This window comes from Clostridium sp. AN503 (assembly GCF_040719375.1).
GTDB lineage: Bacteria > Bacillota > Clostridia > Lachnospirales > Lachnospiraceae > Brotaphodocola.
This window is the reverse complement of the sequence record NZ_JBFDTP010000002.1, coordinates 1,458,698-1,484,905: the sequence shown is the minus strand read 5'-3', so window position 1 is coordinate 1,484,905 and position 26,208 is coordinate 1,458,698. Positions and strand designations below refer to the sequence as shown.

Genomic DNA, 26,208 nt, shown 5'->3' with positions numbered 1-26,208 from the left:
AACCGAAACCACTTGCAGATCAGCCAGTTCCCGCCCGTAACAACCGCCTCCCTGCACTGACCTGCAACATTTCTCCTACTATAGCACATTTCCCTTGACAAACACAATGAAAACTGGCAAGATTTCCAGGAGACAGCATTTAAGAACAAGAACGGAGATTTTTTCTCATGAAATACGACCATATGATGCCCGCCGTTTTTTTAGAACGCCCCAACCGCTTTATCGCCTATTGCGATCTGAACGGAACCCGTGTAAAATGCCATGTAAAAAACACAGGCCGCTGCCGGGAGCTGCTGATCCCGGGCGCGCCCGTCATCCTTAAGTACCATCCGGACGCCGCTGCCGCCGGGAGAAAGACGGAATACTCCCTCATCAGCGTCTATAAGGCCATGCCCCACGGCCTGGAGCTGGTCAACATGGATTCTCAGGCCCCCAATCAGGCTGCCTGGGAATGGCTCACTCAAGGTGGGCTCTCTGGCGCTACAGTCACAAAGATCCGCAGGGAAGTCCGGTTTGGAGACTCCCGCATCGATCTGGCATTCGAGGAGGATGGAATCCCGGCATTCATGGAGGTAAAGGGCGTCACGCTGGAACAGGACGGCGTCGCCCGCTTTCCCGACGCCCCCACAGAACGCGGCATCAAGCATTTAAAAGAGCTGGAGCACGCCGTATCCGAAGGCTTCCACGCCTACGCCATGTTTGTCATCGCCATGAAAGGCGTGCACGCCTTCGAGCCAAACCGCGCCACCCATCCGGAATTTGCCGAAGCATTAGTCCATGCCGCTTCCCACGGAGTAACGATCCTCGCCTGCGACTGCCTGGTCACACAGGATTCCCTGGCTCTGGACCAGCTCATCCCGGTGTTCCCATGCGGACAAACGGAAACAGACAACGAAAAGGCCGTTTTAAACGGTGTCAGCCGCTCAGACTGACGCCGCTTAAAGCCGGCCTTTTTTATCACTTCGTCTCGTCTATGTATTTATCCATATAAGCTTCCTGGATCAGCTTTACAAGCTCCGGAGCCTTTCCGCCCACCGGTACGCCGTCTACGCTGCCTGCGCTCCGGCAAAGCTGGGTGGAACTGGTGACCAGCACCTCATCCGCATCCATCAGCTGGGCCATGGTAAAGGGAGTCTCATCCACCGGGATATTGTGATCCTTACAGATCTGGATGATATGCTTCCTGGTAATCCCCGGCAGGATATAGTGGTCTGTCGGATGGGTATACAGAACGCCGTCCTTTAAAATACTCACATTGCTGTGGGCGCACTCCGTAACGATGTCCCCTCTGTGGAAGATGCTCTCATCGCACCCCAGCTCCTCCGCCCGGTTTGCCGCCATGCAGTTGAGCATCAGGTTCAGGGTCTTGATGTTACAGCAGAGGAAACGGGTATCCTCCGCCGTAGTCAGTTTCAGCTTCTTCCCCTGATCCTTCACCTTCATGGGCTTGATCGTTACCCAAAGATTCGCTTTCACATCCTTTGGAAAAATATGGTTTCTGGGCGCCGTTCCGCGGGTCACCTGCCAGTAGAGCATCTGATCCGGGGAATCCACCTTCTGCACCAGGTCATTTAAAATATCTGCCAGCTCCTGTTTCGTATAGGGGACCTCAATCTGTACCAGACCCGCGCTGTTATAAAAACGCTCGATATGGTCCGCCAGCGCAAAGATCTTATGGTTGCTCACCATGGTCGCCTCGTATACCCCGTCGCCAAAATAACTGGCGCGGTCATTCATGGGAACCATCATCTCTTCGATCGGTGCGATCCTGCCATTGTAGTATCCTAAATTTTCCATAATATCCTTATCCTCCTGTTTTTTATTTTGCATCCATCCAGTTGTCTCCGGTATGGGCCTCCACCTCCAGAGATACCTTCAGGGCCGCCGCGTGTTTCATCTTATCCACAAGGATCCCGGTAACCTCCTCAACTTCGCTTTCGTGAGTCTCCACCAGAAGCTCATCATGTACCTGGAGCACGATCCGTGACTTCAGGTGACGGTCCCTCAGCTCCCGGTCCACAGCGATCATCGCAATCTTCATGATATCGGCCGCAGTTCCCTGGATCGGAGAATTCATCGCAACCCTTTCCCCAAAGGAACGCTGCATAAAGTTTGCCGATTTCAGCTCCGGGATCGGCCGCCTCCGTCCAAACATGGTGGTCACATAGCCCTGTTCCTTCCCCTGGGCCACCAGGCCATCCAGGAACACCTTAACCCCGGGATACGTGTCAAAATATTTGTTGATATACTCCACCGCCTCTTTCCGGCTGATGCTCAAGTCCTCGCTCAGCCCAAAGGCGCTGATCCCATAAACAATCCCAAAGTTGACCGCCTTGGCATTGCGCCGCTGCAGGGAAGTCACTTCGTCAAGGGGCGTGTGGAACACTTCGGAGGCTGTGATCGCATGGATATCCTGGGCGTCCCGGTATGCACTGATCAGCCGCTCGTCTCCCGACATGTGGGCCAGGATACGCAGCTCAATCTGTGAATAGTCGGCATCCACGAAGATATAACCTTCCTCCGGCACAAACACCTTGCGGATCGCCCTTCCAAGCTCCATGCGCACCGGTATATTCTGAAGGTTCGGCTCTGTGCTGCTGATGCGTCCCGTGGCTGTGATCGTCTGGTTGAATCTGCCATGGATCCTGCCGTCATCCTGGATATAGACGGCAAGTCCTTCCGCATAGGTGGAATTCAGCTTGGTGAGCTGACGATAATCCAGGATCATCCGGACCACAGGATAATCGGGCGCCAGCTTTTCCAGCACATCCGCTGCCGTGGAGTATCCAGTCTTGGTCTTCTTGCCATGGGGAAGCTGCATCCGCTCAAAAAGGATCTCTCCCAGCTGCTTCGGGGAATTGATGTTGAACTGCTCCCCGGCCAGCTCGTAGATCTCCTGCTCCAGCTTCACGATCCGCACCTTCAAGTGGTCGCCGTATTCCTTAAGCTGCTCTTTATCCACGCGGACTCCTGCCGCCTCCATATGGTACAGGCTGTAGATCAGAGGCATCTCCATCTCCAAAAACAGGGAAAGCATCCCCTGTTCCTTTAATTTTTCTTCCAGCACAGGCATGGCCTTCCATGCAATATACCCCATATAACAGACGCAGTTGACGGCGCTCTGGTCCCCCTGGGACAGCGCTTCATTGATGGAAGCTTTTCCAAGGAGATCGGCTCTGGACGGTACGGTCATCCCCAGATAGTCCCGCGCCAGATCGTCATAATCATAGGTATCCTTTAACGGATTCAAGAGGTACCCAGCCACACCGGCATCCAGTACCGGGCTTTCATAGTCCAGGTTCAGATGCGGAAGCTGCGGCTTTAAGCTCAAAACAGCCACAGAGGCTTCCCTGGCTCCCACCAGCGCTTTCAGCTTGTCACACAGATACGGTCCCGTGATAAACATCCCGTCCACCGGGATGGCATAGATATCCGTCTCCCCGAAACAGAGCGCCAGGCCGCCGATCCTGTCCTGTTCCAGCACCAGCTGGAAGCCGACCCGCTCCGCCGCCTTCGCCTTCTCAAACACCTGCTCCACACCAGACAGATCCGCAACCGTCCAGAAATTCTCCTCCAGAGAGGTGCCGCCCACGTCCTGCACGTCAAATCTGGCCAGGATGGATTTAAACTCCAGACGCTTCATATACTGATAGGCTTCCGGTGTATAAAGGTTGCCGATCTCAGCATCCTCATAGGAAAAATCAATGGGGCAGTCCAGGCAGATCGTCGCCAGCTCCTTGCTCATCACCGCCATGTCATAGTGCTCTGAAAGCGCCTTCTGCGCCCGCGGAGGCTTGATCTCATCCAAATGCGCGTGTGCATTTTCAATGCTGCCGTAATTGACGATCAGGCTGGTCGCCGTCTTCTCTCCGATAGAGGGAACTCCGGGAATGTTGTCGGAGGCGTCCCCCATCAGAGCTTTCACATCGATAAACTCCGTCGGCGTCACCTGGTACTCCCGCTTTACGTCCTCCGGATAATAGTCCTTCACCTCTGTCCCTCCACGGGAAGTCTTGGGTATGCGGATCTTAATATGGGTGTCTGCAAGCTGCAGCAGATCCCGGTCACCGGAGACCACGGAAACCTCCACGCCTGCCGCCTGGTTTCTCTTCGCCAGGGTCCCGAGGATATCATCCGCCTCATATCCCGCCATGGTCATGATCGGGATTCCCATGGCCGCCAGCACTTCCTTCATGAGCGGCACCTGCTCCCTCAGCTCCTCCGGCATGGGTTTTCTGGTGCCCTTGTAATCCGCAAACATCTTATGCCGGAAGGTCGGCTCCTTTAGGTCAAAGGCTACCGCCAGATGGTCCGCCTTCTCCTCCTCCAGGATCTTAAACATAATATTGAGGAACCCATACACCGCGTTCGTGTGGAGTCCCTCAGAATTGGTCAGTTCCGGAACGCCGTAAAACGCCCGGTTTAAAATGCTGTGTCCGTCTATCAATACAAGTTTTCCCATATCAGGTCTTCCTCTCTGTCTCTCTGTCTCTTACAATCTGCCGCTCTGTGCCCACATGCGCAGCTGCATCACCAGCACGGTCAGCACGCCTGTCACACACAGGGTATTCACCGCATAGCAGACCACCTTGCGCAGCCGGACGGCCCGCACCTTGATCCATGCGGTATCCAGGCTCTCCTCCAGCGCCCCGGTGATATCATAAACACCGGTCCCGGAATCCAGCTGCCTCAGTCCCAGCGAGACGGTATAATATATCTCCAGCTCCTCTTTGCAGGCCGGACAGCCGTGGATATGGTTCAAGAACGCTTCCAGTTCCTGCTCATCCAGTTGTCCGTCAATAAATGGCATTACCATCTTCTCCGCTTCCCTGCAGCTCAACATACTGTCACCCCGTCTCTCCTTCTCTATCCTGCCCGATTATCTTTATTTTTGTTCATTCACTCTTAATCATACAATAATCCTGGATGATTTTCAATTTAATCAGGATTTTTTTTCATTTTGTTGACTTGATTTTTATTCTCTGCTAGAATCGTCCATTATAAATAACGCGGCGCTGTCCCCAACCAGTCCGCAATAACAACAGAAAGGAAATCCTCATGCCAAAATTAAATGAAAACTACCAGAACTTAAAGGAAAGCTATCTGTTTGTCGAGATTGCACACCGCGTTGCCGCCTACACCGCGGCCCATCCGGACAAGAAGATCATCCGCCTCGGCATCGGCGACGTGACCCTCCCGCTGGCTCCGCTGGCCTTAAAGGGACTTCACGAGGGCGTGGACGCCATGGCCTCATCCGAAACCTTCAAAGGGTATGGACCGGAACAGGGCTATCCGTTCCTCCAGGACGCCATCGCATCCTATTATGCCCGCAGCGGCGTAAAGGTAGAGCCTTCCAGCATCTTTATCTCGGACGGGGCTAAAAGCGACACCGGCAATATCTCCGAGCTGTTCGACGTGGATAATGTGATCCTGATCCCCGACCCGGTTTACCCGGTCTACGTAGACGCCAATGTGATGAGCGGCAAAAAGATCACCTACATGTCCGGGAATGCAGAAAACAGCTTTCTGCCCATGCCGGATAAAAACCTGCACGCCGATATCATTTACCTGTGCTCCCCCAACAATCCCACGGGCGCTGTCTACAACAAGGACCAGCTGAAAGAGTGGGTGGATTATGCCCTGGCAAACCAGGCGGTCATCCTGTTTGATTCTGCCTACGAAGCCTTCATCACCGACCCGGAACTGCCCCGGAGCATTTATGCCATCGAGGGGGCAAAGCGCTGCGCGATCGAATTTGGCTCCCTGTCAAAAACAGCAGGCTTTACCGGCACCCGCTGCGGCTACACGGTTGTGCCGGAGGAACTTGTTTTTACCGCCTCGAACGGCGAAGAAATGTCTCTTCATGCCATGTGGAACCGCAGACAGTCCACCAAGTTCAACGGCACCTCCTACATTGTCCAGAACGGCGCCGCTGCGGTATTTACAGAGGAAGGCATGGCACAGTGCCGGGAAAACATCCGGTATTATCAGGAAAATGCCCGCATCATCGCAAACGCCCTGGAACGAAAAAATATCCGTTTCTTTGGCGGCGTCCATTCCCCGTATATCTGGTTTGAATGCCCGGACAGCATGGATTCCTGGGAATTCTTTGACCGGATGCTGCATGAGATCCAGGTGGTCGGCACACCAGGCGCAGGCTTTGGCGAAAACGGGAAATACTACTTCCGCCTGACCGCGTTCGGCAGCCGTGAGAACACCCTTGAAGCCATGGAGCGTTTTGAGGCGCTGTTTTAAATTGTTCTAATTGGATAAATTGTATATACGAAAAAATCACTTGCCAAATTCCGGTACTTATGCTACAATACGTTTGTTGCGTAAGTAAGCCGGCGTGGCGGAATGGCAGACGCATCAGACTCAAAATCTGACGGGGGCAACCTCGTGCCGGTTCAAGTCCGGCCGCCGGCATCCTTGGCAGGGGCAAAAAGTCCTGGAAACCTTGTAATTACATGGTTTCCGGGACTTTTCCATTTCATAAAGGATCATAACAAAAAGAGCAGGTATCCACACTCATACCCTGCTCTTATTTCTTACGGTTTACATACTTTACATGCCGAATATCCCTTTGATATCAGACTGCTCCTGCTTTCCGATGAGTCTTTACGGTTCGCCGTCGGCAAAGAACCGCAGGATGGCCTGTGGAACTTTTTGGTCTTTGTATTCAGTACATAAGTTAATTCCTTTTTTACGCTCTGCGCAGCGGAGGAACCGGACGGCTCGCCGGGTCTCCACGATTCTGACGGAGGCACATCAAATGTGATCCTGGTCCCGTCTGAAACCGCTATGATCGTCCCCTCTTCATCGGTCCTGTACACCTTCACGCCGTTCATACGGAATGTATTCAGAGTCTGCGCACTGGGATGCCCGTAAGAATTCCCTTCTGCACAGCTGATCACTGCACAGGCCGGGCTTACCGCCTCAAAGAACGCTTCACTGGTAGACGTTTTGCTTCCGTGATGTCCAACCTGGTAAACATCTGCTTTTATATCCTCGTTGTTCATAAGGATATCCTGTTCCGCAGCTTCCTCTGCATCCCCGGTAAACAAAAATCTGTTGCTGCCGTTCTGTACAATAAGAGCCACAGAGGAATCATTGGGATTCTGATAGCTTTTCCCCGGACCAAGAATCCTTATGGAGGCAGTCCCCAGAGCATACGCTGCCCCAACCTCCGGGGTGATGTACTTCAGTCCTTTATAATCGAGCGCCTGGATCAATTTCTCATAGGTCCTGTTGTCCTTTTCAAAGTTTGACACAAAGACTTTATCAATATCAAACTTGGTTATGATCACTGGAGCGCCGCCGATATGGTCGCTATCCGGATGAGTCAAAACCAGATAATCCAATTTCTTAACGCCCTGCTTTTGAAGATAATTTTGAATTGCAGTTCCTTTTGAATCATCTCCGGCATCAATGAGCATTGCCCTGCCGCCGCATTTGATCAGGGTTGCGTCGCCCTGTCCCACATCAATAAAGTGCACCTCCATCTTGTCAGGCGGCGAAGCCATCAGTTCAGAAGGCGCAGCTGTCACCGTGACCAGCGCGGCCAGCAGCAGGCTGCATAGGGATCTCCTGATCTTTTTCATCCCGAGACCCTTGCCGTTATGATATGCCAAGTGCATCTTTTACCTGTTTCCCAATGATCCCGTCGATGACCAGTCCATTATCCTTCTGAAACTGCTCCACTGCACTTTTCGTTTTCTGGCCCATAACCCCATCCGCTTCTCCAGCGTCATATCCCAGATCGTTAAGCGCCTGCTGCACCTGCTTTATCGTTTCAGAGGTGCTGGTATCTGATGACGTTTGGGACGCGGACGATGTGGTGTTGCTGGAAGCGGATGAATAAGGGCACACGCCATCCGTATGAAGGTGTGCCGGATGACCGCCGCAATGGTAGTGATAAGAACCCAGGCCGCTTTTATTCTTGTTGTCCTTGTGTCCACCACGTGAATCCGTGCGCCCGCCGTGTGCCTCTGCAACAATCGTATCTGTCGGGATCGGATTGATCTGCGGAACGGCGGTACAGATCAGGGCTGATGCCAGCAGAACAGCCAGTTTGTTTTTTCTCATAGTTCCCTCCATGTCATGCTATTTTGTAATCATTATAGCATGAGTTTGAAGGGAAGTATAGAAGTCGTTACATGTTTTACGCGTTTTATGTCGTTTTCTACGCATTTTTAATCATTCGTGCCAATTGAGAAGCATCCAGCAAATTCACAGTCTGAAATTTCCCTTTGTAAAAAACTGCAAAGTTATTAAAAACACAGGGAAGCGCTTTGGCTTTTTGCAGGGTATCCACCTGGATCAGTGATACAGGTATGCCATTCTCCCCGCAGAACTTTTTTACCGCGTCAAGATTCTGACTAATATAAGGACACTGAAAGTCATAATAAATAGTCAGCTCCCCATCCTCTATCATCTGTTTTTTGGCATTAGGCGCGAACTGAGGCACGGTACCGTCGAAGGAAAGTGCAAGCAGTTCATATCCGTTATCTGTGGTATCTACAGTCTCAAAGCCATACTTCTTCGCGAATGACTGGTCGGAAAGCCATGCCTTCTGTTTCTTCGCCCCAAGCATACAGATGCCGGATCTTCCCTTTGCCCTGGCATCCTCCAGGCAGTACTCCATCAGCGCTTTCCCATATCCTTTCCCCTTGTGGCTGCCATTAACCCATAAACAGTACAGGTAAATATAATGATCACCGTTTATGGGCACCCAGGCTGTCTCAAGCGGGGCGTACTCCATAAAAACAACTGCTTTTTCATTCAGCTTTCGGAAGACGTGCCCTTCCCGCAGCCGGTCCGCAAGCCATTTTCTTTTAGCCTCGACGCCGGGATGAGGCTTTTTGCTGCGGATAATGCAGCATAAATGCTCATCGGCAAGGTTGTCTTCCGTCAGGTTTATAAAATCCATATTCATTCCATCACCATCTATCAGTCCAAATAATATTTGATATCGTCTGAAAGTCCAAAACTTATGTCAAAGTCATATACGGCCGAAGCGCCTGAAAAGTAGATATTCCCGGTTCCTGCCTTTACGCTCAGCACTGCTCTCCTTCTGTACAGAAGAACCGGTGAATATCAAGCCAAGTATCAAAGCTGCTGCAACTTTTAACATATGCATCCCTGCCTTTCTATGATTTCTCTCACAATATCCTGGATCTGTTTTTCAGACGTATCTATTTTCCTGGTTTTCAACTGCTGATAACAGGCAATCCGCTTCACGCTCCTGTCAAGGACCTCTCGATCCCTGAGACCGTCACCTATGTCTTTTTCCAGCCTTTTTATCAGAGTTTGCACATCACAGATCAGAGAGATTGGCTCTACCCGGCAGCATTCCGTATCGATTTGCTGCACAATATCATCTATGATCGCCTGCTCATGCATGACCCAGCAGAAAATGATATTTTCATATGCCGGACAATGAATAAAATTATTCAGAAGATAACGGATATTATCCAATACCATTGCTTTCGTATCCTCGGTAACCTGAAACGGATCGGAATCCCAGCACCAGTCGCCATCCAGGAAAACGCTGTTATGTAATTCTTTATTTAATTGCCGGCATACCGTGGTTTTTCCTATCCCCATGGTACCGCCAATCAGATATAATGTCTTCATTGTCCTCCTCCATGACCGAACTGCACGGACCTCTAAGAGTATTGTAGCATGTCCACCAGCTCCTGTCATCTCAAAAGCTTAAAACTACCGTAAGACTTTCCCTCTGTTCATCCGCTTCTTTTTAAGCTATAATAAATCCAGTTATTTATTTCACACGTACTTACAAAGGAGGACTCTCTATGATAAAATACAGCCCCAGCCGGAGCCATGCCCGCAAAAAAGCCGTTTACCTCTGCCTGATCACCTTCAGCGCCGCCTGCCTGATCACGGGATGCAAAAAGAACAAGCATGAAAAGATCGATTTATCAAGCACCCACACCACCGCAGCCGAGACCATGGCTCCCGAAACTTCTAAGGCGGAGACAACCGCGGCTGAGACGACTGCTGCCATCACCTTAGATGCTGCCGTTGAGAATGCAGCCAACGCAAACAGCGGTAAGACTTCCGGATCCGGCTCAGGCGCCGCCTCGCTGGTGACCAGCTTAAAAACCACCATAAATACCTACGCTTCCGGCAAAGTGTCCATCCAGTACCCGTCTGTGACCATGGATGACAGTGAAAAAGCCGTCAGGATCAACGAGCTTCTGAAAAAAAATGCGCTCTCCTCTATACAGGCAAGCGGTATTGACGAAGCAACCGATTCCCTTCAGATCACATGCAAAGTGCTTGCTGCGGACCGGAGCCGGATAACCGTCACCTACACCGGCACCCTTGCGCCGGAGGGAGCGGCCTTCCCCACCAACCTGTTCTACAGCAATACGATCGATGTGGCAAAAGTATCCAATCTCGGACTGGAGGATTTTGCAGACCCATACACCTTGGCTGGCTATGTGCTGTCCGGCGACTGTGTGTTCCCGGAGTCCAGTGAAGCCTTAAAGTCAGATTTGATGAGGGCAAAGAACGAACAGACATTGGAATACTATACGGGCCTTTTTAAAAACGCGGACTTCCCGTTTGACGGCTATCTCCCGTCCTGCTTCAGCTATGAACATGAGGGTGACATCTATTTCTCCATCCCGGTCGCTCATGCATTAGGAGATTACGCTATCATCGCGTATACGCCGGATACTAAATAGGACTCTTGCTATTTGCTGTCATATCTGGTAAAATCGGAAAGGGTTATGATATTATCAACTTAGGAGAAAGGATACTTAGACTTATGGAAAACGTAACAATTTTTAACCATCCGCTGATACAGCACAAAATATCCATCCTGCGTGACAAACGTACCGGGACCAACGAGTTCCGCGCTCTTGTAGAGGAGATTGCCATGCTGATGGGATATGAGGCCCTGCGCGATCTTCCCCTGGAGGATGTAGAAATCGAAACACCGATCGAGACCTGTATGACTCCCATGATCGCCGGCAAAAAACTGGCTGTCGTCCCGATCCTCCGTGCTGGACTGGGAATGGTCAATGGTATCCTGGCTCTTGTACCGAGCGCAAAGGTCGGTCATATTGGCCTGTACCGCGACGAAGTGACCCATGAGCCTCATGAGTACTACTGCAAGCTGCCTACCCCGATCGAGCAGAGAACCATCGTGGTGACCGACCCGATGCTGGCAACCGGCGGTTCCGGCGTTTCTGCTGTTGACTTCATCAAGGAGCACGGCGGAAAGAACATCAAATTCATGGCGATCATTGCCGCACCGGAAGGCCTGGAGCGTCTGCACAAAGCCCATCCGGATATCCAGATCTATGTGGGGCATTTGGACCGCTGCCTCAATGAAAACGCCTATATCTGTCCGGGTCTCGGAGACGCGGGAGACCGGATCTTCGGAACGAAATAATAATAAAAATAATAATATAGCAAGATGCCCGTCTGAAGCATTTCCCCTCAGACGGGCATCTTTCACGTTAAACTAAGCTGTTAATCTAAAACACAGCCGTCCTTTCTTAAAACATCCTGCAAAGCCTTCACATTCACTGCCTTAAACGGAGCTTCCGACCGTATCGCTAAATCCGCCGCAGTACCCGCCGCCTGTCCCAATCCCATCAGCAGGGCCTGGCCTCTTGAGCTGGTCAGCGCCATATAATGGCAGGAGAAGGTTCTCCCCGCTACCACCACGTTGTCCAAATCCTTCGGAACAATACAGCCATAAGGAATATCGTACCACTGCTCCATATCAATATCGTTGAGCACATATTCCCGCTCCATCCCCCTGGTGGTGTTGTCAAACGGGCCTGTACACCTGAGTACAACGCTGTCCGGCCTTTTTCTCAAGCTGAGGCAGTCTTCCATACTCAGATAATCCTCTCCCACGATCCTCCTCGTGTCACGGATCCCCACCTGCGCGCCGGAGTTCATAATATAGCAGTCTGCACATCCCGGAACATATTCCCTGAAAAATCCAACCTGCTCCATCATGCGCACGCGGCCTTCCAACTCGGCACGCGTCAGGTCCTCTGCGCTGGTCCCGTCAATATTCCGGATACGGACAGAGTTCATGAACAGGGAATTGGGCCTCATACCCAGGTGGATGCTGGTATACTTGTCATCCTTATTGACCGGATATCCGTTCTCCTCCGCTTTTTGCAGCGCTTTCTTAAGCCCCGGATCTGTTTTTAAGTATTCAGAATAAGCATCCGTATCCACGCCTCCCATGTTGAACACAATCGTAACGCCCATCATGGCGCCATTCTCATCGCCCTTCTCAAAGGCAGCGCCTGCCCATGCACAGATATCTGCATCTCCGGTGGCATCGATGATCGTTTTTGCCAGATACGCCTGTCTGCCTGATTTGGAATCCGCGATGATCCCCGCAACCCTCCGGTCCCCGTCCATGATCACCCCGCCGGCAAAGGTGTGAAGGCGTACCTCCAGCTTTTCATCCAGAACCATCTTAGAGATCATGGATTTAAAATATTCGGAATCATGGAAGTACCAGTCTCCAAACAGAGGCATATGCCTGACGTCAGCCGCATCCTTTCCTGCATTCCTCACCATAGTCAGGATCTCTTCCGCAATCCCTCCAATGGTCCTCAGACCCGGATACGCCCCGCCTAAGGGCATTCCCGCCCCATAGGAGCACATACCGCCCAAAAATCCATGCTGTTCGAGCAAAAGTGTCCGGTTCCCCTTGCGGTGCGCCGCGATGGCAGCGCCCAGCCCGGCAGGTCCTCCTCCTGCCACCAGGACATCCCCCCGCCATACTACCGGGATCTCCTCCCGATCGATCTTAACCATGTCGCCTTCTATTTTCATCGTCCCCATAACCTTCTCCTCCTATCTCATATGTTTGTGGAATACCTGATACCAGTTTTCTTTTCTCACACAGTTTTCCAGGGAAAACGAGCTTATCATTTCTTCCAGCTCCTCCATGGACCGCTCCGCAAACAGCTGTGCGTAATCCTCCACCAGGATCTCGCTGACTGCATTGGCCGCATTGTTCCAGAGCCGGTGCTTTAGATTGTCCAGACGGTTCCCGTCAACACTGAAATCACTGACCTGCCGGTATTCTGCAAAATCCTGGTCAAACGCTGCAAAAAACGCCTCCGTGCACTCCCACGGTTCTACATTGCTGGCGTCAAGCCTGTATTTTGCTTTCAGCCGGATAAACCGGTCCGTCTGCCTGCGCCACGGAGAATCCTTGGCAGTACTGTACAGTCCCATCCGGTACAAATCCTTCCATGTCCACAGGTTCCACGAATAACCCCTCTGATTCAAAAGCTCCAGCGTTATATCCATACAACGCAGACGTACCTCATCATAGATCCCCAGCGATATTCCCATTTCACCAAACCAGCAGGGAATATCCAGCTTCTCGCACATCCTGCTCCTTGTATCAATATCCTGTTCTATGGCATCCCGCCACTGACGGTCATCCTTCATTGCCGCAAACTTCGGCCCGGAGTGATAGTAATGAGGCGAATATCCCATATTGTCGTCAAACACCTCGTCCATGACGTCAAACCGGTTTGACAGGGCCGGTCCCTCCAGAAACAGGATATGATCCTTATCGATGGCTCTTACAGCCCGGATGATCTTACGGTACAGCGCCTTTAACTGCTCCACCTCGTCATCCTTCGGCCCCGGTTCGTTGATCAGGTCATATCCGATCACATTGGGATTGTCCTTAAAATGATCTGCCACATATTCCCACAGCTTCACGCACCGGTTCTGGCACTCCGCATTATGGTACAGCTCCATGACCCCTGTTATGTTGTCACAGCAGTGAAATGCATTCTCATACCCCTGAACGGCATGGTAATCAATAACAGAGTAGATCCCATATCTGGCACAGACCTCCACCACGTGGTCCATATAGGTAAACGGCGAGGAATCATATACGTAAGGGTATAGATCATGCTCAAATACCCTGTAATTAAACGGGATCCGGATCGTATTGCATCCCATCGCTTTCATGGCGGCGGCGTCCTGTTCCTGAAAATAGGTCGTATAGTAGCAGTCAAAAAAACGGTCGTATTTTTCTTCTCCGGCATAATGCCTGAAGTATCTGCGGAACAGCTGGTCGACGCCTGGAAACCCGAACATAAACCGTTCCAGCATCATCCAGTTTCCCAGATTAAACCCCTTCATCACAAAGGGCTCCCCGTCCTTCATGATCGACATCCCTTTAGTAGAAAACATCATATTCTTATCCTTTCAAGCCTGTGGCTGTAACACTCTGTGTAAAATATTTCTGGCAGGTAAAGTACACGATCAGCAGCGGCAGAAGTCCCATCACCGTGCCCGCCAGGATCAGGTTGTACTCCACTCCGTTTGTGGTCTGGAACACGCGCAGCCCGATCTGGATCGTCCTGATGGAATCCTTGTGCAGGTAGATCATAGGTCCCAGATAATCGTTCCAGACAAATGTAAACGTGAAGGTGATCAGGGTCGCCAACGCACCTTTTGCCAGCGGAATGATGATCCGGAACAGAATGCCAAGCTCCGAACACCCGTCAATCCTCGCCGACTCAGACAGCTCCGTGGGAATGCTGATAAAAAACTGCCTCAGCAAAAACACCCCGAATGGTGAAAATGCCTGGATCAGGATCAAAGCCATGTGAGTATTGGTAAGCTTTAAATGGTTCATGATAATATACTGTGGTATCATTGTTACCTGAAACGGTACCATCATGGTCCCCAGATACACCAAAAACAGCTTATCCCTGCCTGGATAGGTGATCTTGGAAAATGAATAGGCCGCCAGGGAACAGGTGATCACCTGAAGGCTGGTATTGATCACGGACAACTTCAGTGTATTGAAAAAATATGTAAAAAACGGGATCTGCGTGATCACCTTCGTGAAATTATCCCAGTGCAGCGTTTCAGGTATCCATACGATCGGCCATGCAAACAGCTCATTATTCGTCTTCAGCGAGCCGGACAGCATCCAGATAAACGGCAGCAGTGAAGTCACCATACCGAGGATCAGCACAAAGTACAGCAATGTGTTCCACAGGGTTTTCTTCAATTTTCTCTGATTTTTATGTTCCATAATCCGCTCCTGTTCTTTAATATTCCACCCACTTCTTCTGTCCTCTCCACTGGATCAGTGTCACGATCAGTATGATCAAAAACAGCACCAGGGCAACCGACGATGCATAACCGAATTTATAATTCTGAAACGCCTCCGTGTAAATCGTGTATACCAGCACGTAAGTGGAACGTCCGGGACCACCTTCCGTCATGATATTGATCGCGTCAAACACCTTGAACGAACTGATGATGCAGGTGATCAGCGCAAAAAACATCGTAGGGCTCAGCATGGGCCATGTGATATACCGAAACTTCTGAAACCTGTTCGCTCCATCCAGCTCTGCCGCCTCGTACAGCTGATACGGGATTCCTGCAAGCCCGGCTAACAGGATCACGATATAATAGCCGTAATTTTTCCAGATACTCATGACTGTGATCGATATCAGCGCCCATTTTGAGTTGCTGAGCCATCCTGGAGGATCGATTCCCACCGTTCTTAGAAAATTGGACAGGGGGCCATAGGTATCATTAAAGATCATCCTCCATACCATGGCCGCCGCCACCATGGAGGTAATGTGGGGCAGAAAGTAGATCACCCTAAAGCCTTCCTTGAATCTGATCTTCTGGTTTAAGCCCAGTGCAAACAGTAGCGCCAGCATCAGCGTTCCCGGCACAAAAATCAATGTGTAGGTAAAGTTGTTTACCAGCGACTGCTTGAAGTTTGCATCCGTAAACAGAGTCAGAAAGTTATTGAGTCCCACAAAATTAGGAGCTTTAAACGCATTCCAGTCGGTAAAGGACAACACAAACACGGCTACTACAGGAATCGCGGTGAAAAATGCAAATCCCAGGAAGTTCGGCAGTAAAAACAGATATCCTTTTATTGTATTGCGTAAAACCACCTTGTTTTTTCTATTCATAGGGATTCTCCATGTTATTTATACTTTTTCTGCTCTTCATACAGCTTCTGTATCGCTTCTTCCGGGGTCTCCTCACCGTTAAACACCAGGTCAGCTTCTGCTTTTAAGAAGGTATCCAGCTCAGAAATACCGGAGCGGACGGGCGTGCCCTGTACTGTGGCTGTATCAAAAAATGTGCCGATGCTTGCCGGCATCTGTGTGCCATCGCCGCAGAACGCTGTTTTTGCCGCCTCGGTACGGATGGCAGGAAGGGTCCCCATCTCCGCAAAGATCATTCCTCCAGGCTCCCCGCATAAGAATTCCAGGAAATCATAGGCCGCAGCTTTATTCTCGGAATAGGAACACACCGAAGCATATACATACTGGCCCATGGATGTGTTTTTCGCGTAGCCTTCACCCAAAGTAGGCATAGGCGCGATATCCCACGTATCTGTAAAGGTGCCGGATTCATAATCGCCCCTCAGCTGGCCGATGGTCCAGTCACCGCCCACATACATGGCGCTCTTCCTTGCAGTAAACATATTCCTTACTCCGATCCCCGTTGCCGTATAAGCGGAGTTTGACAGCATGACGCCCTTTTCGCAGGCATCCAGTTTCAGCTCCATCGCCTTCTGGATCAGGGACAGATCGTCAGACAGATAAGTTATCCCATTCGTCGTGGCCGGCCCCATCCAGTCACTGTTCCTCGACGCATTGTAAAAGCCGTAGACCTTGTCGGCGCCCTCTCCCCAGGTAACCTTCTGTGCGATCCCAGTCAGTTCCTCCCAGGTGGTATCTGCCGTTGGGTATTCCACTCCGCGCTCATCAAAAATATCTTTATTGTAGACCAAAAGTGATACGGAGTTCCGGTAAGGCAGGCCGTAAGCGCTTCCATCGTCGTACAGTGTGCTCTCGTAATCGCTCCCATAGATTGATACATCCAATCCGGATGCTTCAATATAGGAATCCAGATTTTCCGCCATCCCGGTACCGACCTTCGCCGCAAGATACTGCCCGCCATTGGTGACGAACAGATCGATGTCATCTCTCCCTGCCAGGGCAGTGGTCAGCGCCTTGTCAATCTCCGGTGACGAGTACAGTACCAGCTCCACGCTGACATTGGGATGATCCTTCTGATACGCCTCGATCACAGCGTTGTAGCATTTCTCATCATCGCTCATAGCCCACATGGTCAGTGTGACCGGCTCTGCGGCCTGCTCTGCTCCGCCGCCATTCCCTCCGTCCACAGCCGTGCTGCCTGCTGCCTTCGTATCCTGAGCCGCGCCCCCGCCGCACCCAGTCAGTAACAATGCCGCTGCCATACCCATTGCTGCCATAGCCGTCCATCTTTTCTGATTCGCTCTCTTCATTTTTTTCACCTCGTATGGAATACTTCTCCTCTTTGCTGCACTTCCTGTTACACGATCTTGTTGATCTGCTCTCCCCTGAGCCACGCATTCAGGCTGTCAAATACGATTTTCGCCCTCTTTTCCATAGATTCCGCACTCAGATACGCAATATGCGGAGTCAGGATCGTGTTGGGCGCCGACAGGATCGGATGGTCCTGCGGAAGTGGCGGCTCGATCTCATATACATCCACGCCGGCCCCTGACAGCTTTCCTGCCTTTAAAGCTGCGGACAGCGCCGCCAGATCGACCACCGGCCCTCTGGAGGCATTGAGCAGGACCGCTCCCTCCTTCATCATGGAGATGGTGGTTTCATTGATCAGTCCCCTTGTGGATTCGATCATCGGACAATGCAGCGTCACAATATCAGACTGGTTCAACAGCTCCTCCAACTCCACGTTTTCAACCCCCGGGAGCTCTTTCGGATATACGTCATACCCAAGCACCCTGCACCCAAAGCACAAGAACAGTTCTGCCACCCTGCTGCCGATGGCTCCGGTCCCGATGATGCCGACCGTCTTACCCTTCAGCTCATGCCCGATATCCGTACCGATGGTTTTCCCGTTTCGCGTGCTGGCATCGACTGTGGGGACCTTTCTCAGCAGGGAGATGGCCATCCCCAGTATCAACTCCGCAACAGAATCATTGGAATAACCGGAGGCATTGCTCACGGCAATGTGATGTTCCTTTGCGTAGGCTACCGGTATATGGTCCACACCCGTGAATGCAACATCGATGAACCGCAGCTGCTCACAGGCTTCAAGCACCTCCTGTTTCAGCGGCATGTTGGCGATCATCAGGACATCCGCATCTTTCAGACGCTCTTTCTGCTTCTCCGGGTCCATGTCCCGCTGGTACTGCTCGAATATATGGCCTTTCTCTGTTAAAGGTTTCACATATTCCGCCATGAGCTCATCGCGAACCCCCAGTGATTCCAGCAATACAATCTTCATGTTCCTCTCTCCCTTCTTACTATTTTATTTATTGAAATAGCATTTTTATTTATGAAATAATAGTACCATATTTGGAAGCATTTTACAAGATATATTTTTGATTCTTGCAATACTTTTTCTATTATGATAATATAGTTTTAATTATTAAAAGATTGGAGATTGTTTATGAAATCAAATGAACCAACTTCCAGCAATCAATCCTCAGAAAAGCTCTTAAATCTGCTGGAATTTTTATCGTTGCAGGATGAACCGCTGCGTCTGATCGATATTTCCCAGGCTCTGGGCATGAACAACAGCACCGCATCCCGTTTTCTTGCCACACTGGTCAATATGAACTACGTTGCCCAGGAGCCGGTATCTTCAAAGTACTACCTCACTTACAAGCTCTGCGCCCTTGGGCAGCAGGTGAAGAACCACCAGCAGCTTCCCAAGACGGCGCGTCCCTTTTTGCGCGAGCTTGCCCAGACTGTTGGAGAGACCACCTGCCTTGGGATCAATCACAATCACCAGGTGGTCTATATCGATGTCATAGAGGCGCCGGGACAGATCGTCAAAGCTATGCAGCGGATCGGCAACATTGCACCGCTCCACTGCACCGGCATCGGGAAACTGCTTTTGACCAAATATTCTGATTCCCAGCTGGATGAGATGATCCAGAAGATGGGGCTTGCACGTTTTACTGACAAGACGCTGACCACAAAGGAAGCTTTGGCTGCCCAGCTTCAGACCGTTCGGGAAAACGGTTATGCATTTGACGATGAGGAGTGTGAGATCGGGACCCGCTGCATTGCGTTTCCCATCTATGATTATACCGGAAAGATCCAGGCGGGCTTCAGCGTCACCGGACCTTCGCTCCGCCTGACCAATGAATTCTTTGAGCAGCAGATCCCTTACATGAGGGAAATTTCTGAAAAGCTGTCGAATTTGCTGGGATACCAGTCGCTGAAAAATACGTTTTAGATCTAGAAAAAAGAAACGGTATACCACATCCTGGTAAATTGGATATGGTATGCCGTTTCTTTTTCTATACTGCTACTGCTGCTTCTTGGCCACCTCGCCCTGATTCTTATAGATCGAACCCGCATCCACACAGGTGCGCACGCTGGAGAGCGGGTAGATATTGGTATTTTTACCGATCACCGTTCCAGGATTCAGCACAGAACCACAGCCCACCTCCACGTTGTCGCCGACCATGGCGCCGAACTTCTTAAGACCGGTCTCGATATCGCCGTCCTCCGCATGGACCTTCACAAGCGTCTTGTCAGACTTCACATTGGAGGTGATGGAACCGGCCCCCATATGGGCCTTGTAGCCCAGGATAGAATCGCCCACGTAGTTGTAGTGAGGTACCTGCACATTGTCAAACAGGATCGTGTTCTTAAGCTCGGAGGAATTGCCGACCACGGCCTCAGCGCCGACGATCACCTTACCGCGGATATAAGCGCAGTGGCGGATCTCCGCCTTCGGTCCGATGACGACCGGTCCGATGATCCCTGCCGTCGGCGCGATCTTGGCGCTTCTGTGAACCCAGATGCCCTTTGCCGGATTCATGTACTCATCTTCAGGCAGGGACGCTCCCAGCTTCATCACAAACTCCTCGATATGCGCAAGCGCCTCCCACGGGTACTCGTACTTCTCTAACAGTGATTTCGCCATGGTATGCTCCAGGCTGAACAGATCTGTGGTCTTCATGCTTTCTTTCTTCATTTCGTTGTCTCCTCTATTTTTTATAATTTTTCCCTGCCGCTTCAAAAAATCCCCTGAGCTGATACTGATTGTTCAGCTTCAGCACACCGTAGGTCCTTCCCGCGACAAAGTGTTCCAGCTTTTCCATATATTCGTCCGGGGTGATCGTCCCCTCCGCCACGTAGGTCAGCCCTTTCTCCCAGCTGGCTGTAAGCTCCGGGTTCAGAAGCTGCCGGATCGACGAATTCACTACGTCAAAGATCAGTTCTCCCAGAAGGGTTGGGGTGATGATCTGGGTCTTGCCGTTTAAGGCCAGGTACTTGATATTCACCAGCTTTTTTAAGATCTCCGCGCGGGTCGCACTGGTGCCGATGCCGCTGCCCTTGATCTGCGCACGCAGCTCCTCGTCCTCTATGAGCTGGCCCGCATTCTCCATGGCCAGGATCATGGACCCGGAAGAATACCGTTTTGGCGGGGATGTCTCCCCCTCCTTGATGGTCAGGCTGTTGACAGGCAGCTCCATTCCCTTTTTTAAGGTGCCCAGCATTGCCACAAACTCCGGATTGTCCAGATCCTTCTGATTCACCTCAGATTCGTCCTTTTCATCCTGCCCGCCCGGCTCCTTATCCGGTCCGCCCTGCTCAGCAGAAGCATCCTTTGCGGCGCTGTCACCAGTCTTTTTGCGGAACTGGGACACATCCGCCACCTTCAAATACCCCTTCTCAGCCAGCACCCGGAAGCTTGTAAAGAAATGCTCCTGTCCTATCGAAAGTTCCAGCGCATACTTCTGGTAAATAGCTGGCGGGTAGAAAATACTCAAAAATCTTCTCGCGATCACCTCAAAAACCTTCATGGCCAGAGGCCCAAGGCTTCTCATGGCTCCAAAGCCCTGTCCTGTGGGCACGATCGCGTAGTGATCGGTTATCTGCTTATCATTGACATAACGGGTCTTTGCTATCCCTTTGTAGGAACCAAGCTCCATCACCTCCGCCGCAAACTCCCGCACCGGCTCTAAATTTTTCAGGCCGCTTATATTTTTCTGGATCTCTTTCGCCACCGCGGTGGACAGCACGCGGGCATCTGTTCTCGGATAGGTGACCAGCTTTTTCTCATACAGCTCCTGCACGACCCGGAGGGTCTCATCCGGGCTGATCTTGAACATCCTGGAGCAGTCGTTCTGCAGCTCAGCCAGGTTATACAAAAGAGGCGGGTTCTTGGTCTCCTTCTTCTTCTCCACCTTCACAAGCACCGCCGTCACCGGCTGGCGTTCTTCCAGGAGCCGGATCAGTTCCTCCGCGTATTTGCGCTCCTTAAAACCATTTTCCTTGTACAGATAAGGGGACTGATAGTAACGGGAGCCTTCTACGCTCCGCCATTCCCCGTCAAAATTCATACCCTGGGAATCGAAGTTCCCGATCACGCGGTAAAACGGCGTCTTCACAAAGTCCCGGATCTCCCGTTCCCTGCGCACCACCATGCCCAGAACGCAGGTCATCACCCGGCCCACGGAGAGGACCGTCCTGTCGGTCTTCATAAAGCTGGATATGGACGGCCCGTATTTCAAGGTCAGAAGCCTGGAAAAGTTGATACCCATCAGATAATCTTCTTTGGCCCTAAGGTATGCGGAGGAAGCCAGGTTGTCGTATTCTTCCCAGTCCTTCGCCTCCCGGATTCCTCTTAAGATCTCCTCCTCCGTCTGGGAGTCGATCCAGACCCTCTTTCTTGTCTTTCCCTTCACGCCTGCCATCTGGTCCACCAGCCGGTAGATATATTCTCCTTCCCGTCCGGAGTCCGTGCAGATATAGATCGTATCAATATCCGGCCGGTTCAAAAGACCGCTCACGATCTTAAACTGCTTCGACACGCCTTCGATCACCTGATACTTAAATTCCTTCGGTAAAAACGGCAGAGTCTGTAAGCTCCACCGCTTGTATTTCGGGTCGTAGGCCTCCGGGTAACTCATGGTCACCAGATGTCCCACGCACCAGGTCACGACCGCGGTATCGGATTCAATATATCCGTCCCCGCGCCGTCCCGAGATCTTCAGCACATTGGCAAATTCCTGTGCCACGCTGGGCTTCTCGGCTATGTATAATGCTTTTCCCATGCAATCAGGATTCCTTTCCTTTTGTTTCGTCTATTATTTTTCCGTCTGGTTCTTCCGGTCCATGGCAGCCGTCTCCGCAGGCTCAGCCTGCTCCCCTGACTTTTTGACTGCTTTCCGGATCTCCTTTCGCAGAGCCTTCCACTCATCTTCATGCTCTACATAATATTTCGGACAGTTTTTCCCAATGACATCATAATGGCGGATCACATCGCGGTCCTTCAGATTCAGTTCCTGGCACAGCCAGGCCGTCAGTTTGACGAGCGATTCTTTTGTTGCCTCTGTAAACTCCCCGGTATCATCCGGATGACAGCACTCGATCGACACCGTATCGTCGTTGCGCGGATAATTGGCATATGCCACCTCATCTAGTGGGATGCACTGGATGATCTCACCGTCTATGCCGATGATATAATGGCTGCTTGCCGACACTGGCTTCTCACCAGTCTGTTCTGCCAGATTATTGAAATAATTCCGGTTCTGCACTGCGCTGGTGCCTGGATTGGCTACATAGTGGACCACAATATCATTGATCTCGCTCCGCTTGATGCCGGGCCTTGAATAGGGATTCCTCTGAAGAAAATCCTGGGTATACCAGTCCGGAGCCACCAGCTTCGACAAGTCAGGCCTGTTCTTGTCCCGGTACCAGCGCGCCGCCAGCATCCCGCCGGTAACCAGGATCGCTAAAAGCAGGACCACATCCGTGATCAGCAGGATCAGCGTCTTCTGCTGCCTGTTCAGTCTCTTTTTTCTGTTTTTCTCCGTCCGTCCACGTTTTTCTTCTGTCATGTCATCCACCCCTGCCTATAGCCTGCCGAAATAGTATACCGGCTCGTTAAAACTCGCCAAGTGTTCATAGTATATCATACTTTGCGTCTGAAAAGAAGGAAAAAACCAAAAAAGCTGATATCATCCGGATCGGATATACCAGCTCTTCTTTTATTTTCTGGGATGGGCGCCTGCATACGCCTTTCTTAAGGGGTCCTTCTGCATGTAACCGATGTAGACCTGCGTGGTCGCTAAGTCTGCATGTCCCAACATGGTCTGTACCGCCTGGATATCTGCGCCGCCGCTGATCAGATGTGCCGCAAATGAATGCCGGAGCGTGTGAGGTGTGATGTCTGCCTCAATCCCCGCCTTCTCACCGTAATACTTGACAATCTTCCAAAAGCCCTGCCTGGACATGGGCTTTCCATTGCAGTTTGTGAACAGCCATGGGGAATCACAGCCTTTTAAGAGACTGCCTCTGGCCTGTTCCAGATAGGTCCGCAGGGAATGGTTGGCCGTCTTTCCAAAGGGGATCATACGCTCCTTCTGCCCATCATGGCAGGTGATAAAGCCCACTGAAAGATTCACGTCCTGCACCTGCAGGCCGATCAGCTCCGACACCCGGATCCCGGTTGCATACAGAAGCTCCAGCATGGCCTTGTCCCGGACTTCCTTGGCGGATTCCCCTCCTGGCTGCTGCAGAAAACGGTTCACCTCGTCCACAGTCAGAATGACCGGGACCTTCTTTTCGATCTTCGGGGTCTTTAAAAGCTCAGCCGGGTCCCTCCGTATCTTCCCTTCGTTCAGTTCATAGTGAAAAAAGGACTTGATGGAGGCAAGTACGCGGGATATGGTCGTGGTGGCCTTGCCCTGACGCTCCAGATACAGTATGTAGGAATTCAGGCTGGTCTTCGTCACTTTTGCGGCCTCTGTGATCCCCTGCTGCTCTAAATATTCCTGAAGCTGCATCAGGTCCCTGCGATAGGACACCACAGTGTTCTTTGAAGATTTTTTAATATTTTCAAGATACGCGATGAACGCCTCTATTTCCGTTGTCATACTACCGTCCCCAATTCCTTTGTCATTCAAAAACAGCCTAAAAATTATCGTGTGCATACCATTATATCTGTATTTTTAGATAAAATCAAACACTTATTTCCCACTTTTCTACGCATTTTTGGCTACTTAACATAAAAAGTACAACATGTTGGAAGCCGCCTTTTAAAGACTCCCAACATGTTGTAAATTCACCAAAAAAAATATTTAAATAAATCTTAAAAACAATGGGCTCAGCCATATCTCCGCACAGATTCCAAGCAGCAAAAGTGATACTACCATGCTCCAGAACTTCCCCCGGCGCACTTCATAGGACATGGCGTATTTCAGGATCAGGATCCCCCATGCGGAAAGATAAAACAAATCCTGCGGAAAACCTGTCAATATAAAACAGACGATTCCCATCACGCCACGGCACCAGGTAAACAGCACTAGGGAAACCCCGGCGGACAGCCCTGCTCCGATCAGGATCAGGATAATGCCCGGTCCCCGCATGCGGCTGCGGCACACTGCTGCGATCAGGGCAGTTTCCCCCAGACGCACCAGCAGGATCTTCAGCACACCTGCGGTCTGCCCCTGTATGGCAGCCGACCAGCCCTGCACCACATATCCGTACATCACCTGATAATTCACAAGTCCCGATGCAAACAGCCGGTTGGTCCCGACCGCCGCAAACAGCCATCCGGCCACAAGCCAGAACAGCAGATAAGATTCCCGTCTGATATGTTTCATGCCGGTCACCGCTTTTTTATTATTTTACGCGGCAACTCCATGTCTCATGTCTATCTGTTGTATTTTCTCGCGTAAGCCATGACGGCGGCTACGGTCTTGGCATCCGTCATCTTCCCGGAATAAATGAGTTCCTCCAGGTCCTTCACTTCCCACCGCTCCACATTGATCACCTCATCCTCATCCAGATGCTGCTTAGACGGGATCAGATCCCTGGCTACAAAGATATCAATGGCCTCGTCACAGAATGCGACCGTGGTATTTAAGCTCATCAAATATTCCAGATGCTCGCAGCGGTACCCGGTCTCCTCTTCCAGCTCCCGGTAAGCACATTCTATCTTCGGCTCCCCCGGCGCATCCAGTTTGCCCGCCGGGATCTCCAGCGTCTCACGGTCCAGGGCATTCCGGTACTGGCGCACCATAAGAAGCTTTCCGTCATCATCCACGGCAACCACAGCCGCAGCCCCATCATGGTGGATAAAGTCCCAATGGGCCTCATGCCCGTTGGCGATCACCGTATCCTCATAGATCTTTAAAATGGTTCCTGTGTATTTGAGTTCCCGGTCCACACGGACTACCGGCGGGATCTTATTGGTCTCATTTTCTGTATTATTTTCCTGGTTCTCCATCATGTTTCCTCTCCTTATCTTAACTTAACTGCTATTTGATCTTTGTGCACTTCTCATAGCAGGCGTCGGTCGCCTTGATGACCGCGCCCCGCAGCCCGTACTCCTCCAGCGCAGAGATCCCCGCTATGGTGGTCCCTCCAGGGGAACAGACCTGGTCTTTTAGCCGTCCCGGATGCTCTCCCGTCTCCAGCACCATCTTTGCGCTTCCAAGAACTGTCTGCGCCACCAGCTCATAGGCCGTCTGACGGGGAATCCCGTACTTGACCACGCTGTCGGCCAAAGCCTCGATGAACACATAGACGTAAGCAGGAGAGCTGCCGCTGGCACAGGCCAAAGCGTCCATCAGCTTCTCCTCCACGATCACCAGCTTTCCAAAGGACTCAAACAGGCTGCGGATGGTCTCCTGCTCTTCGTCGGAAAACTGCGCCGCATCATAGCACGCTCCAGTCATCCCTTCTCCCACCAGAGCCGGGGTATTGGGCATGGCGCGGACCACTCTGCATTTCTTTCCAAAACGCTTCTGCAGGTCCGCGGTGGTGATTCCAGGAGCGATCGATATGATGATCTGTTCCTCTGTGATCACATCCCGGATCTCCCCGATCACGGTGTCAAACTGCTGCGGTTTCACCGCCAGCACCAGATATTTGGAATTCGCCGCACACTGCACGTTATCCGCCGCCGACGCCACATCGGTCCTGGCTGTCACGTCAGCCATCTTCTCCCGGTTCCGTGCAGAGAAGACCGCCTCCTGCGGACTGTAACAGTGAAGCAGTCCTTTTAATATGGCATATCCCATATTTCCCATGCCGATAAAGCCAAACTGATATTGAAAACTCATCCTGTGCCTCCTGTGGTCTTTGTATTTTACGCTTCCATTTTCCATATGCAGACATGAAAACGGACCTGCAACTATTATAG

General features: G+C 51.4%; 25 protein-coding genes and 1 tRNA gene. 6 read left to right on the top strand and 20 right to left on the bottom strand.

Features of this window, described 5'->3' with window-relative positions:
- Positions 1–167 precede the first annotated feature (167 nt).
- Positions 168–932, top strand: a complete 765-nt coding sequence (gene sfsA / locus AB1I67_RS14095) for a DNA/RNA nuclease SfsA (RefSeq protein WP_367030499.1) — start codon at positions 168–170, stop codon at positions 930–932.
- A gap of 25 nt (positions 933–957) precedes the next feature.
- Here the strand turns inward: sfsA and AB1I67_RS14090 are convergent, their stop codons facing one another.
- Genes AB1I67_RS14090 through AB1I67_RS14080 form a run of 3 tightly spaced genes read right to left on the bottom strand, consistent with a single transcriptional unit; the run spans position 958 to position 4,843 of the window.
- Complete coding sequence (locus AB1I67_RS14090) at positions 958–1,797, bottom strand: D-amino acid aminotransferase (protein WP_367030498.1); 840 nt, start codon at positions 1,795–1,797, stop codon at positions 958–960.
- Positions 1,798–1,819: 22 nt separating this feature from the next.
- Positions 1,820–4,462, bottom strand: coding sequence for a DNA polymerase I (gene polA / locus AB1I67_RS14085; protein WP_367030497.1), 2,643 nt, complete (start codon positions 4,460–4,462; stop codon positions 1,820–1,822).
- Between the two features lie 30 nt (positions 4,463–4,492).
- A complete protein-coding gene (locus AB1I67_RS14080) occupies positions 4,493–4,843 on the bottom strand; it encodes a zf-HC2 domain-containing protein (RefSeq protein WP_367030496.1) in 351 nt (116 codons plus the stop codon).
- A 215-nt stretch (positions 4,844–5,058) separates the two neighbouring features.
- Between AB1I67_RS14080 and AB1I67_RS14075 the strand changes: the two genes are divergently transcribed.
- Together AB1I67_RS14075 and AB1I67_RS14070 are read left to right on the top strand one after the other, a co-directional pair.
- Complete coding sequence (locus AB1I67_RS14075; RefSeq protein WP_367030495.1) at positions 5,059–6,255, top strand: LL-diaminopimelate aminotransferase; 1,197 nt, start codon at positions 5,059–5,061, stop codon at positions 6,253–6,255.
- Positions 6,256–6,343: 88 nt separating this feature from the next.
- Positions 6,344–6,426 (top strand) — tRNA-Leu (locus AB1I67_RS14070).
- Between the two features lie 122 nt (positions 6,427–6,548).
- Here the strand turns inward: AB1I67_RS14070 and AB1I67_RS14065 are convergent.
- The 4 genes from AB1I67_RS14065 to AB1I67_RS14050 form a co-directional block, all read right to left on the bottom strand.
- The gene (locus tag AB1I67_RS14065) at positions 6,549–7,601 is read right to left on the bottom strand and encodes a ComEC/Rec2 family competence protein (RefSeq protein WP_367030494.1); all 1,053 of its coding nucleotides are present in this window, start codon (positions 7,599–7,601) and stop codon (positions 6,549–6,551) included.
- 16 nt (positions 7,602–7,617) lie between these two features.
- Positions 7,618–8,085 (bottom strand): peptidoglycan-binding domain-containing protein, encoded by a 468-nt coding sequence (locus AB1I67_RS14060; RefSeq protein ID WP_367030493.1) that lies wholly within the window; start codon positions 8,083–8,085, stop codon positions 7,618–7,620.
- A gap of 97 nt (positions 8,086–8,182) precedes the next feature.
- Complete coding sequence (locus tag AB1I67_RS14055; protein WP_367030492.1) at positions 8,183–8,935, bottom strand: GNAT family N-acetyltransferase; 753 nt, start codon at positions 8,933–8,935, stop codon at positions 8,183–8,185.
- Between the two features lie 191 nt (positions 8,936–9,126).
- Positions 9,127–9,636, bottom strand: a complete 510-nt coding sequence (locus AB1I67_RS14050) for an AAA family ATPase (protein ID WP_367030491.1) — start codon at positions 9,634–9,636, stop codon at positions 9,127–9,129.
- A gap of 179 nt (positions 9,637–9,815) precedes the next feature.
- Here AB1I67_RS14050 and AB1I67_RS14045 point away from each other — a divergent pair, with 179 nt between their 5' ends.
- Entirely contained in the window at positions 9,816–10,712 is an 897-nt protein-coding gene (locus AB1I67_RS14045) for a hypothetical protein (protein WP_367030490.1), read from the top strand.
- 83 nt (positions 10,713–10,795) lie between these two features.
- Positions 10,796–11,425 (top strand): uracil phosphoribosyltransferase, encoded by a 630-nt coding sequence (gene upp, locus AB1I67_RS14040; RefSeq protein ID WP_367030489.1) that lies wholly within the window; start codon positions 10,796–10,798, stop codon positions 11,423–11,425.
- 80 nt (positions 11,426–11,505) lie between these two features.
- Here upp and AB1I67_RS14035 read toward each other — a convergent pair whose 3' ends face one another.
- Genes AB1I67_RS14035 through AB1I67_RS14010 form a run of 6 tightly spaced genes read right to left on the bottom strand, consistent with a single transcriptional unit; the run spans position 11,506 to position 18,318 of the window.
- The gene (locus tag AB1I67_RS14035) at positions 11,506–12,849 is read right to left on the bottom strand and encodes an FAD-dependent oxidoreductase (RefSeq protein ID WP_367030488.1); all 1,344 of its coding nucleotides are present in this window, start codon (positions 12,847–12,849) and stop codon (positions 11,506–11,508) included.
- Positions 12,850–12,861: 12 nt separating this feature from the next.
- Positions 12,862–14,229 (bottom strand): glycoside hydrolase family 5 protein, encoded by a 1,368-nt coding sequence (locus AB1I67_RS14030; RefSeq protein ID WP_367030487.1) that lies wholly within the window; start codon positions 14,227–14,229, stop codon positions 12,862–12,864.
- 4 nt (positions 14,230–14,233) lie between these two features.
- Entirely contained in the window at positions 14,234–15,079 is an 846-nt protein-coding gene (locus AB1I67_RS14025) for a carbohydrate ABC transporter permease (RefSeq protein ID WP_367030486.1), read from the bottom strand.
- 16 nt (positions 15,080–15,095) lie between these two features.
- Complete coding sequence (locus AB1I67_RS14020) at positions 15,096–15,980, bottom strand: sugar ABC transporter permease (protein WP_367030485.1); 885 nt, start codon at positions 15,978–15,980, stop codon at positions 15,096–15,098.
- 14 nt (positions 15,981–15,994) lie between these two features.
- On the bottom strand, positions 15,995–17,329 hold the full coding sequence (locus tag AB1I67_RS14015; RefSeq protein ID WP_367030484.1) for an extracellular solute-binding protein: 1,335 nt from the start codon (positions 17,327–17,329) through the stop codon (positions 15,995–15,997).
- A 47-nt stretch (positions 17,330–17,376) separates the two neighbouring features.
- Complete coding sequence (locus AB1I67_RS14010) at positions 17,377–18,318, bottom strand: NAD(P)-dependent oxidoreductase (RefSeq protein ID WP_367030483.1); 942 nt, start codon at positions 18,316–18,318, stop codon at positions 17,377–17,379.
- Between the two features lie 165 nt (positions 18,319–18,483).
- Here AB1I67_RS14010 and AB1I67_RS14005 point away from each other — a divergent pair, with 165 nt between their 5' ends.
- Complete coding sequence (locus AB1I67_RS14005) at positions 18,484–19,278, top strand: IclR family transcriptional regulator (protein WP_367030482.1); 795 nt, start codon at positions 18,484–18,486, stop codon at positions 19,276–19,278.
- A 72-nt stretch (positions 19,279–19,350) separates the two neighbouring features.
- Here the strand turns inward: AB1I67_RS14005 and AB1I67_RS14000 are convergent, their stop codons facing one another.
- The 7 genes from AB1I67_RS14000 to proC form a co-directional block, all read right to left on the bottom strand.
- On the bottom strand, positions 19,351–20,025 hold the full coding sequence (locus AB1I67_RS14000) for a UDP-N-acetylglucosamine pyrophosphorylase (protein ID WP_367030481.1): 675 nt from the start codon (positions 20,023–20,025) through the stop codon (positions 19,351–19,353).
- Positions 20,026–20,038: 13 nt separating this feature from the next.
- Positions 20,039–22,111 carry a DNA topoisomerase gene (locus tag AB1I67_RS13995; protein ID WP_367030480.1) on the bottom strand — a complete coding sequence of 691 codons (2,073 nt, stop codon included), beginning with the start codon at positions 22,109–22,111 and terminating at the stop codon, positions 20,039–20,041.
- 33 nt (positions 22,112–22,144) lie between these two features.
- The gene (locus AB1I67_RS13990) at positions 22,145–22,897 is read right to left on the bottom strand and encodes a peptidoglycan recognition family protein (RefSeq protein WP_367030479.1); all 753 of its coding nucleotides are present in this window, start codon (positions 22,895–22,897) and stop codon (positions 22,145–22,147) included.
- Between the two features lie 150 nt (positions 22,898–23,047).
- Complete coding sequence (xerD, locus tag AB1I67_RS13985) at positions 23,048–23,935, bottom strand: site-specific tyrosine recombinase XerD (protein WP_367030478.1); 888 nt, start codon at positions 23,933–23,935, stop codon at positions 23,048–23,050.
- Between the two features lie 204 nt (positions 23,936–24,139).
- Complete coding sequence (locus AB1I67_RS13980; protein ID WP_367030477.1) at positions 24,140–24,664, bottom strand: hypothetical protein; 525 nt, start codon at positions 24,662–24,664, stop codon at positions 24,140–24,142.
- 50 nt (positions 24,665–24,714) lie between these two features.
- On the bottom strand, positions 24,715–25,293 hold the full coding sequence (locus AB1I67_RS13975) for an NUDIX hydrolase (RefSeq protein WP_367030476.1): 579 nt from the start codon (positions 25,291–25,293) through the stop codon (positions 24,715–24,717).
- 28 nt (positions 25,294–25,321) lie between these two features.
- Positions 25,322–26,128, bottom strand: a complete 807-nt coding sequence (gene proC, locus AB1I67_RS13970; protein WP_367030475.1) for a pyrroline-5-carboxylate reductase — start codon at positions 26,126–26,128, stop codon at positions 25,322–25,324.
- Positions 26,129–26,208: the final 80 nt, after the last annotated feature.

Bases quoted from the DNA above. Each gene is read 5' to 3' on its own strand.
- sfsA (WP_367030499.1), top strand. From the start codon at position 168: ATGAAATACGACCATATGATGCCCGCCGTTTTTTTAGAACGCCCCAAC.
- AB1I67_RS14090 (WP_367030498.1), bottom strand. From the start codon at position 1,797: ATGGAAAATTTAGGATACTACAATGGCAGGATCGCACCGATCGAAGAG.
- polA (WP_367030497.1), bottom strand. From the start codon at position 4,462: ATGGGAAAACTTGTATTGATAGACGGACACAGCATTTTAAACCGGGCG.
- AB1I67_RS14080 (WP_367030496.1), bottom strand. From the start codon at position 4,843: ATGTTGAGCTGCAGGGAAGCGGAGAAGATGGTAATGCCATTTATTGAC.
- AB1I67_RS14075 (WP_367030495.1), top strand. From the start codon at position 5,059: ATGCCAAAATTAAATGAAAACTACCAGAACTTAAAGGAAAGCTATCTG.
- AB1I67_RS14065 (WP_367030494.1), bottom strand. From the start codon at position 7,601: ATGAAAAAGATCAGGAGATCCCTATGCAGCCTGCTGCTGGCCGCGCTG.
- AB1I67_RS14060 (WP_367030493.1), bottom strand. From the start codon at position 8,085: ATGAGAAAAAACAAACTGGCTGTTCTGCTGGCATCAGCCCTGATCTGT.
- AB1I67_RS14055 (WP_367030492.1), bottom strand. From the start codon at position 8,935: ATGAATATGGATTTTATAAACCTGACGGAAGACAACCTTGCCGATGAG.
- AB1I67_RS14050 (WP_367030491.1), bottom strand. From the start codon at position 9,636: ATGAAGACATTATATCTGATTGGCGGTACCATGGGGATAGGAAAAACC.
- AB1I67_RS14045 (WP_367030490.1), top strand. From the start codon at position 9,816: ATGATAAAATACAGCCCCAGCCGGAGCCATGCCCGCAAAAAAGCCGTT.
- upp (WP_367030489.1), top strand. From the start codon at position 10,796: ATGGAAAACGTAACAATTTTTAACCATCCGCTGATACAGCACAAAATA.
- AB1I67_RS14035 (WP_367030488.1), bottom strand. From the start codon at position 12,849: ATGGGGACGATGAAAATAGAAGGCGACATGGTTAAGATCGATCGGGAG.
- AB1I67_RS14030 (WP_367030487.1), bottom strand. From the start codon at position 14,229: ATGATGTTTTCTACTAAAGGGATGTCGATCATGAAGGACGGGGAGCCC.
- AB1I67_RS14025 (WP_367030486.1), bottom strand. From the start codon at position 15,079: ATGGAACATAAAAATCAGAGAAAATTGAAGAAAACCCTGTGGAACACA.
- AB1I67_RS14020 (WP_367030485.1), bottom strand. From the start codon at position 15,980: ATGAATAGAAAAAACAAGGTGGTTTTACGCAATACAATAAAAGGATAT.
- AB1I67_RS14015 (WP_367030484.1), bottom strand. From the start codon at position 17,329: ATGAAGAGAGCGAATCAGAAAAGATGGACGGCTATGGCAGCAATGGGT.
- AB1I67_RS14010 (WP_367030483.1), bottom strand. From the start codon at position 18,318: ATGAAGATTGTATTGCTGGAATCACTGGGGGTTCGCGATGAGCTCATG.
- AB1I67_RS14005 (WP_367030482.1), top strand. From the start codon at position 18,484: ATGAAATCAAATGAACCAACTTCCAGCAATCAATCCTCAGAAAAGCTC.
- AB1I67_RS14000 (WP_367030481.1), bottom strand. From the start codon at position 20,025: ATGAAGAAAGAAAGCATGAAGACCACAGATCTGTTCAGCCTGGAGCAT.
- AB1I67_RS13995 (WP_367030480.1), bottom strand. From the start codon at position 22,111: ATGGGAAAAGCATTATACATAGCCGAGAAGCCCAGCGTGGCACAGGAA.
- AB1I67_RS13990 (WP_367030479.1), bottom strand. From the start codon at position 22,897: ATGACAGAAGAAAAACGTGGACGGACGGAGAAAAACAGAAAAAAGAGA.
- xerD (WP_367030478.1), bottom strand. From the start codon at position 23,935: ATGACAACGGAAATAGAGGCGTTCATCGCGTATCTTGAAAATATTAAA.
- AB1I67_RS13980 (WP_367030477.1), bottom strand. From the start codon at position 24,664: ATGAAACATATCAGACGGGAATCTTATCTGCTGTTCTGGCTTGTGGCC.
- AB1I67_RS13975 (WP_367030476.1), bottom strand. From the start codon at position 25,293: ATGATGGAGAACCAGGAAAATAATACAGAAAATGAGACCAATAAGATC.
- proC (WP_367030475.1), bottom strand. From the start codon at position 26,128: ATGAGTTTTCAATATCAGTTTGGCTTTATCGGCATGGGAAATATGGGA.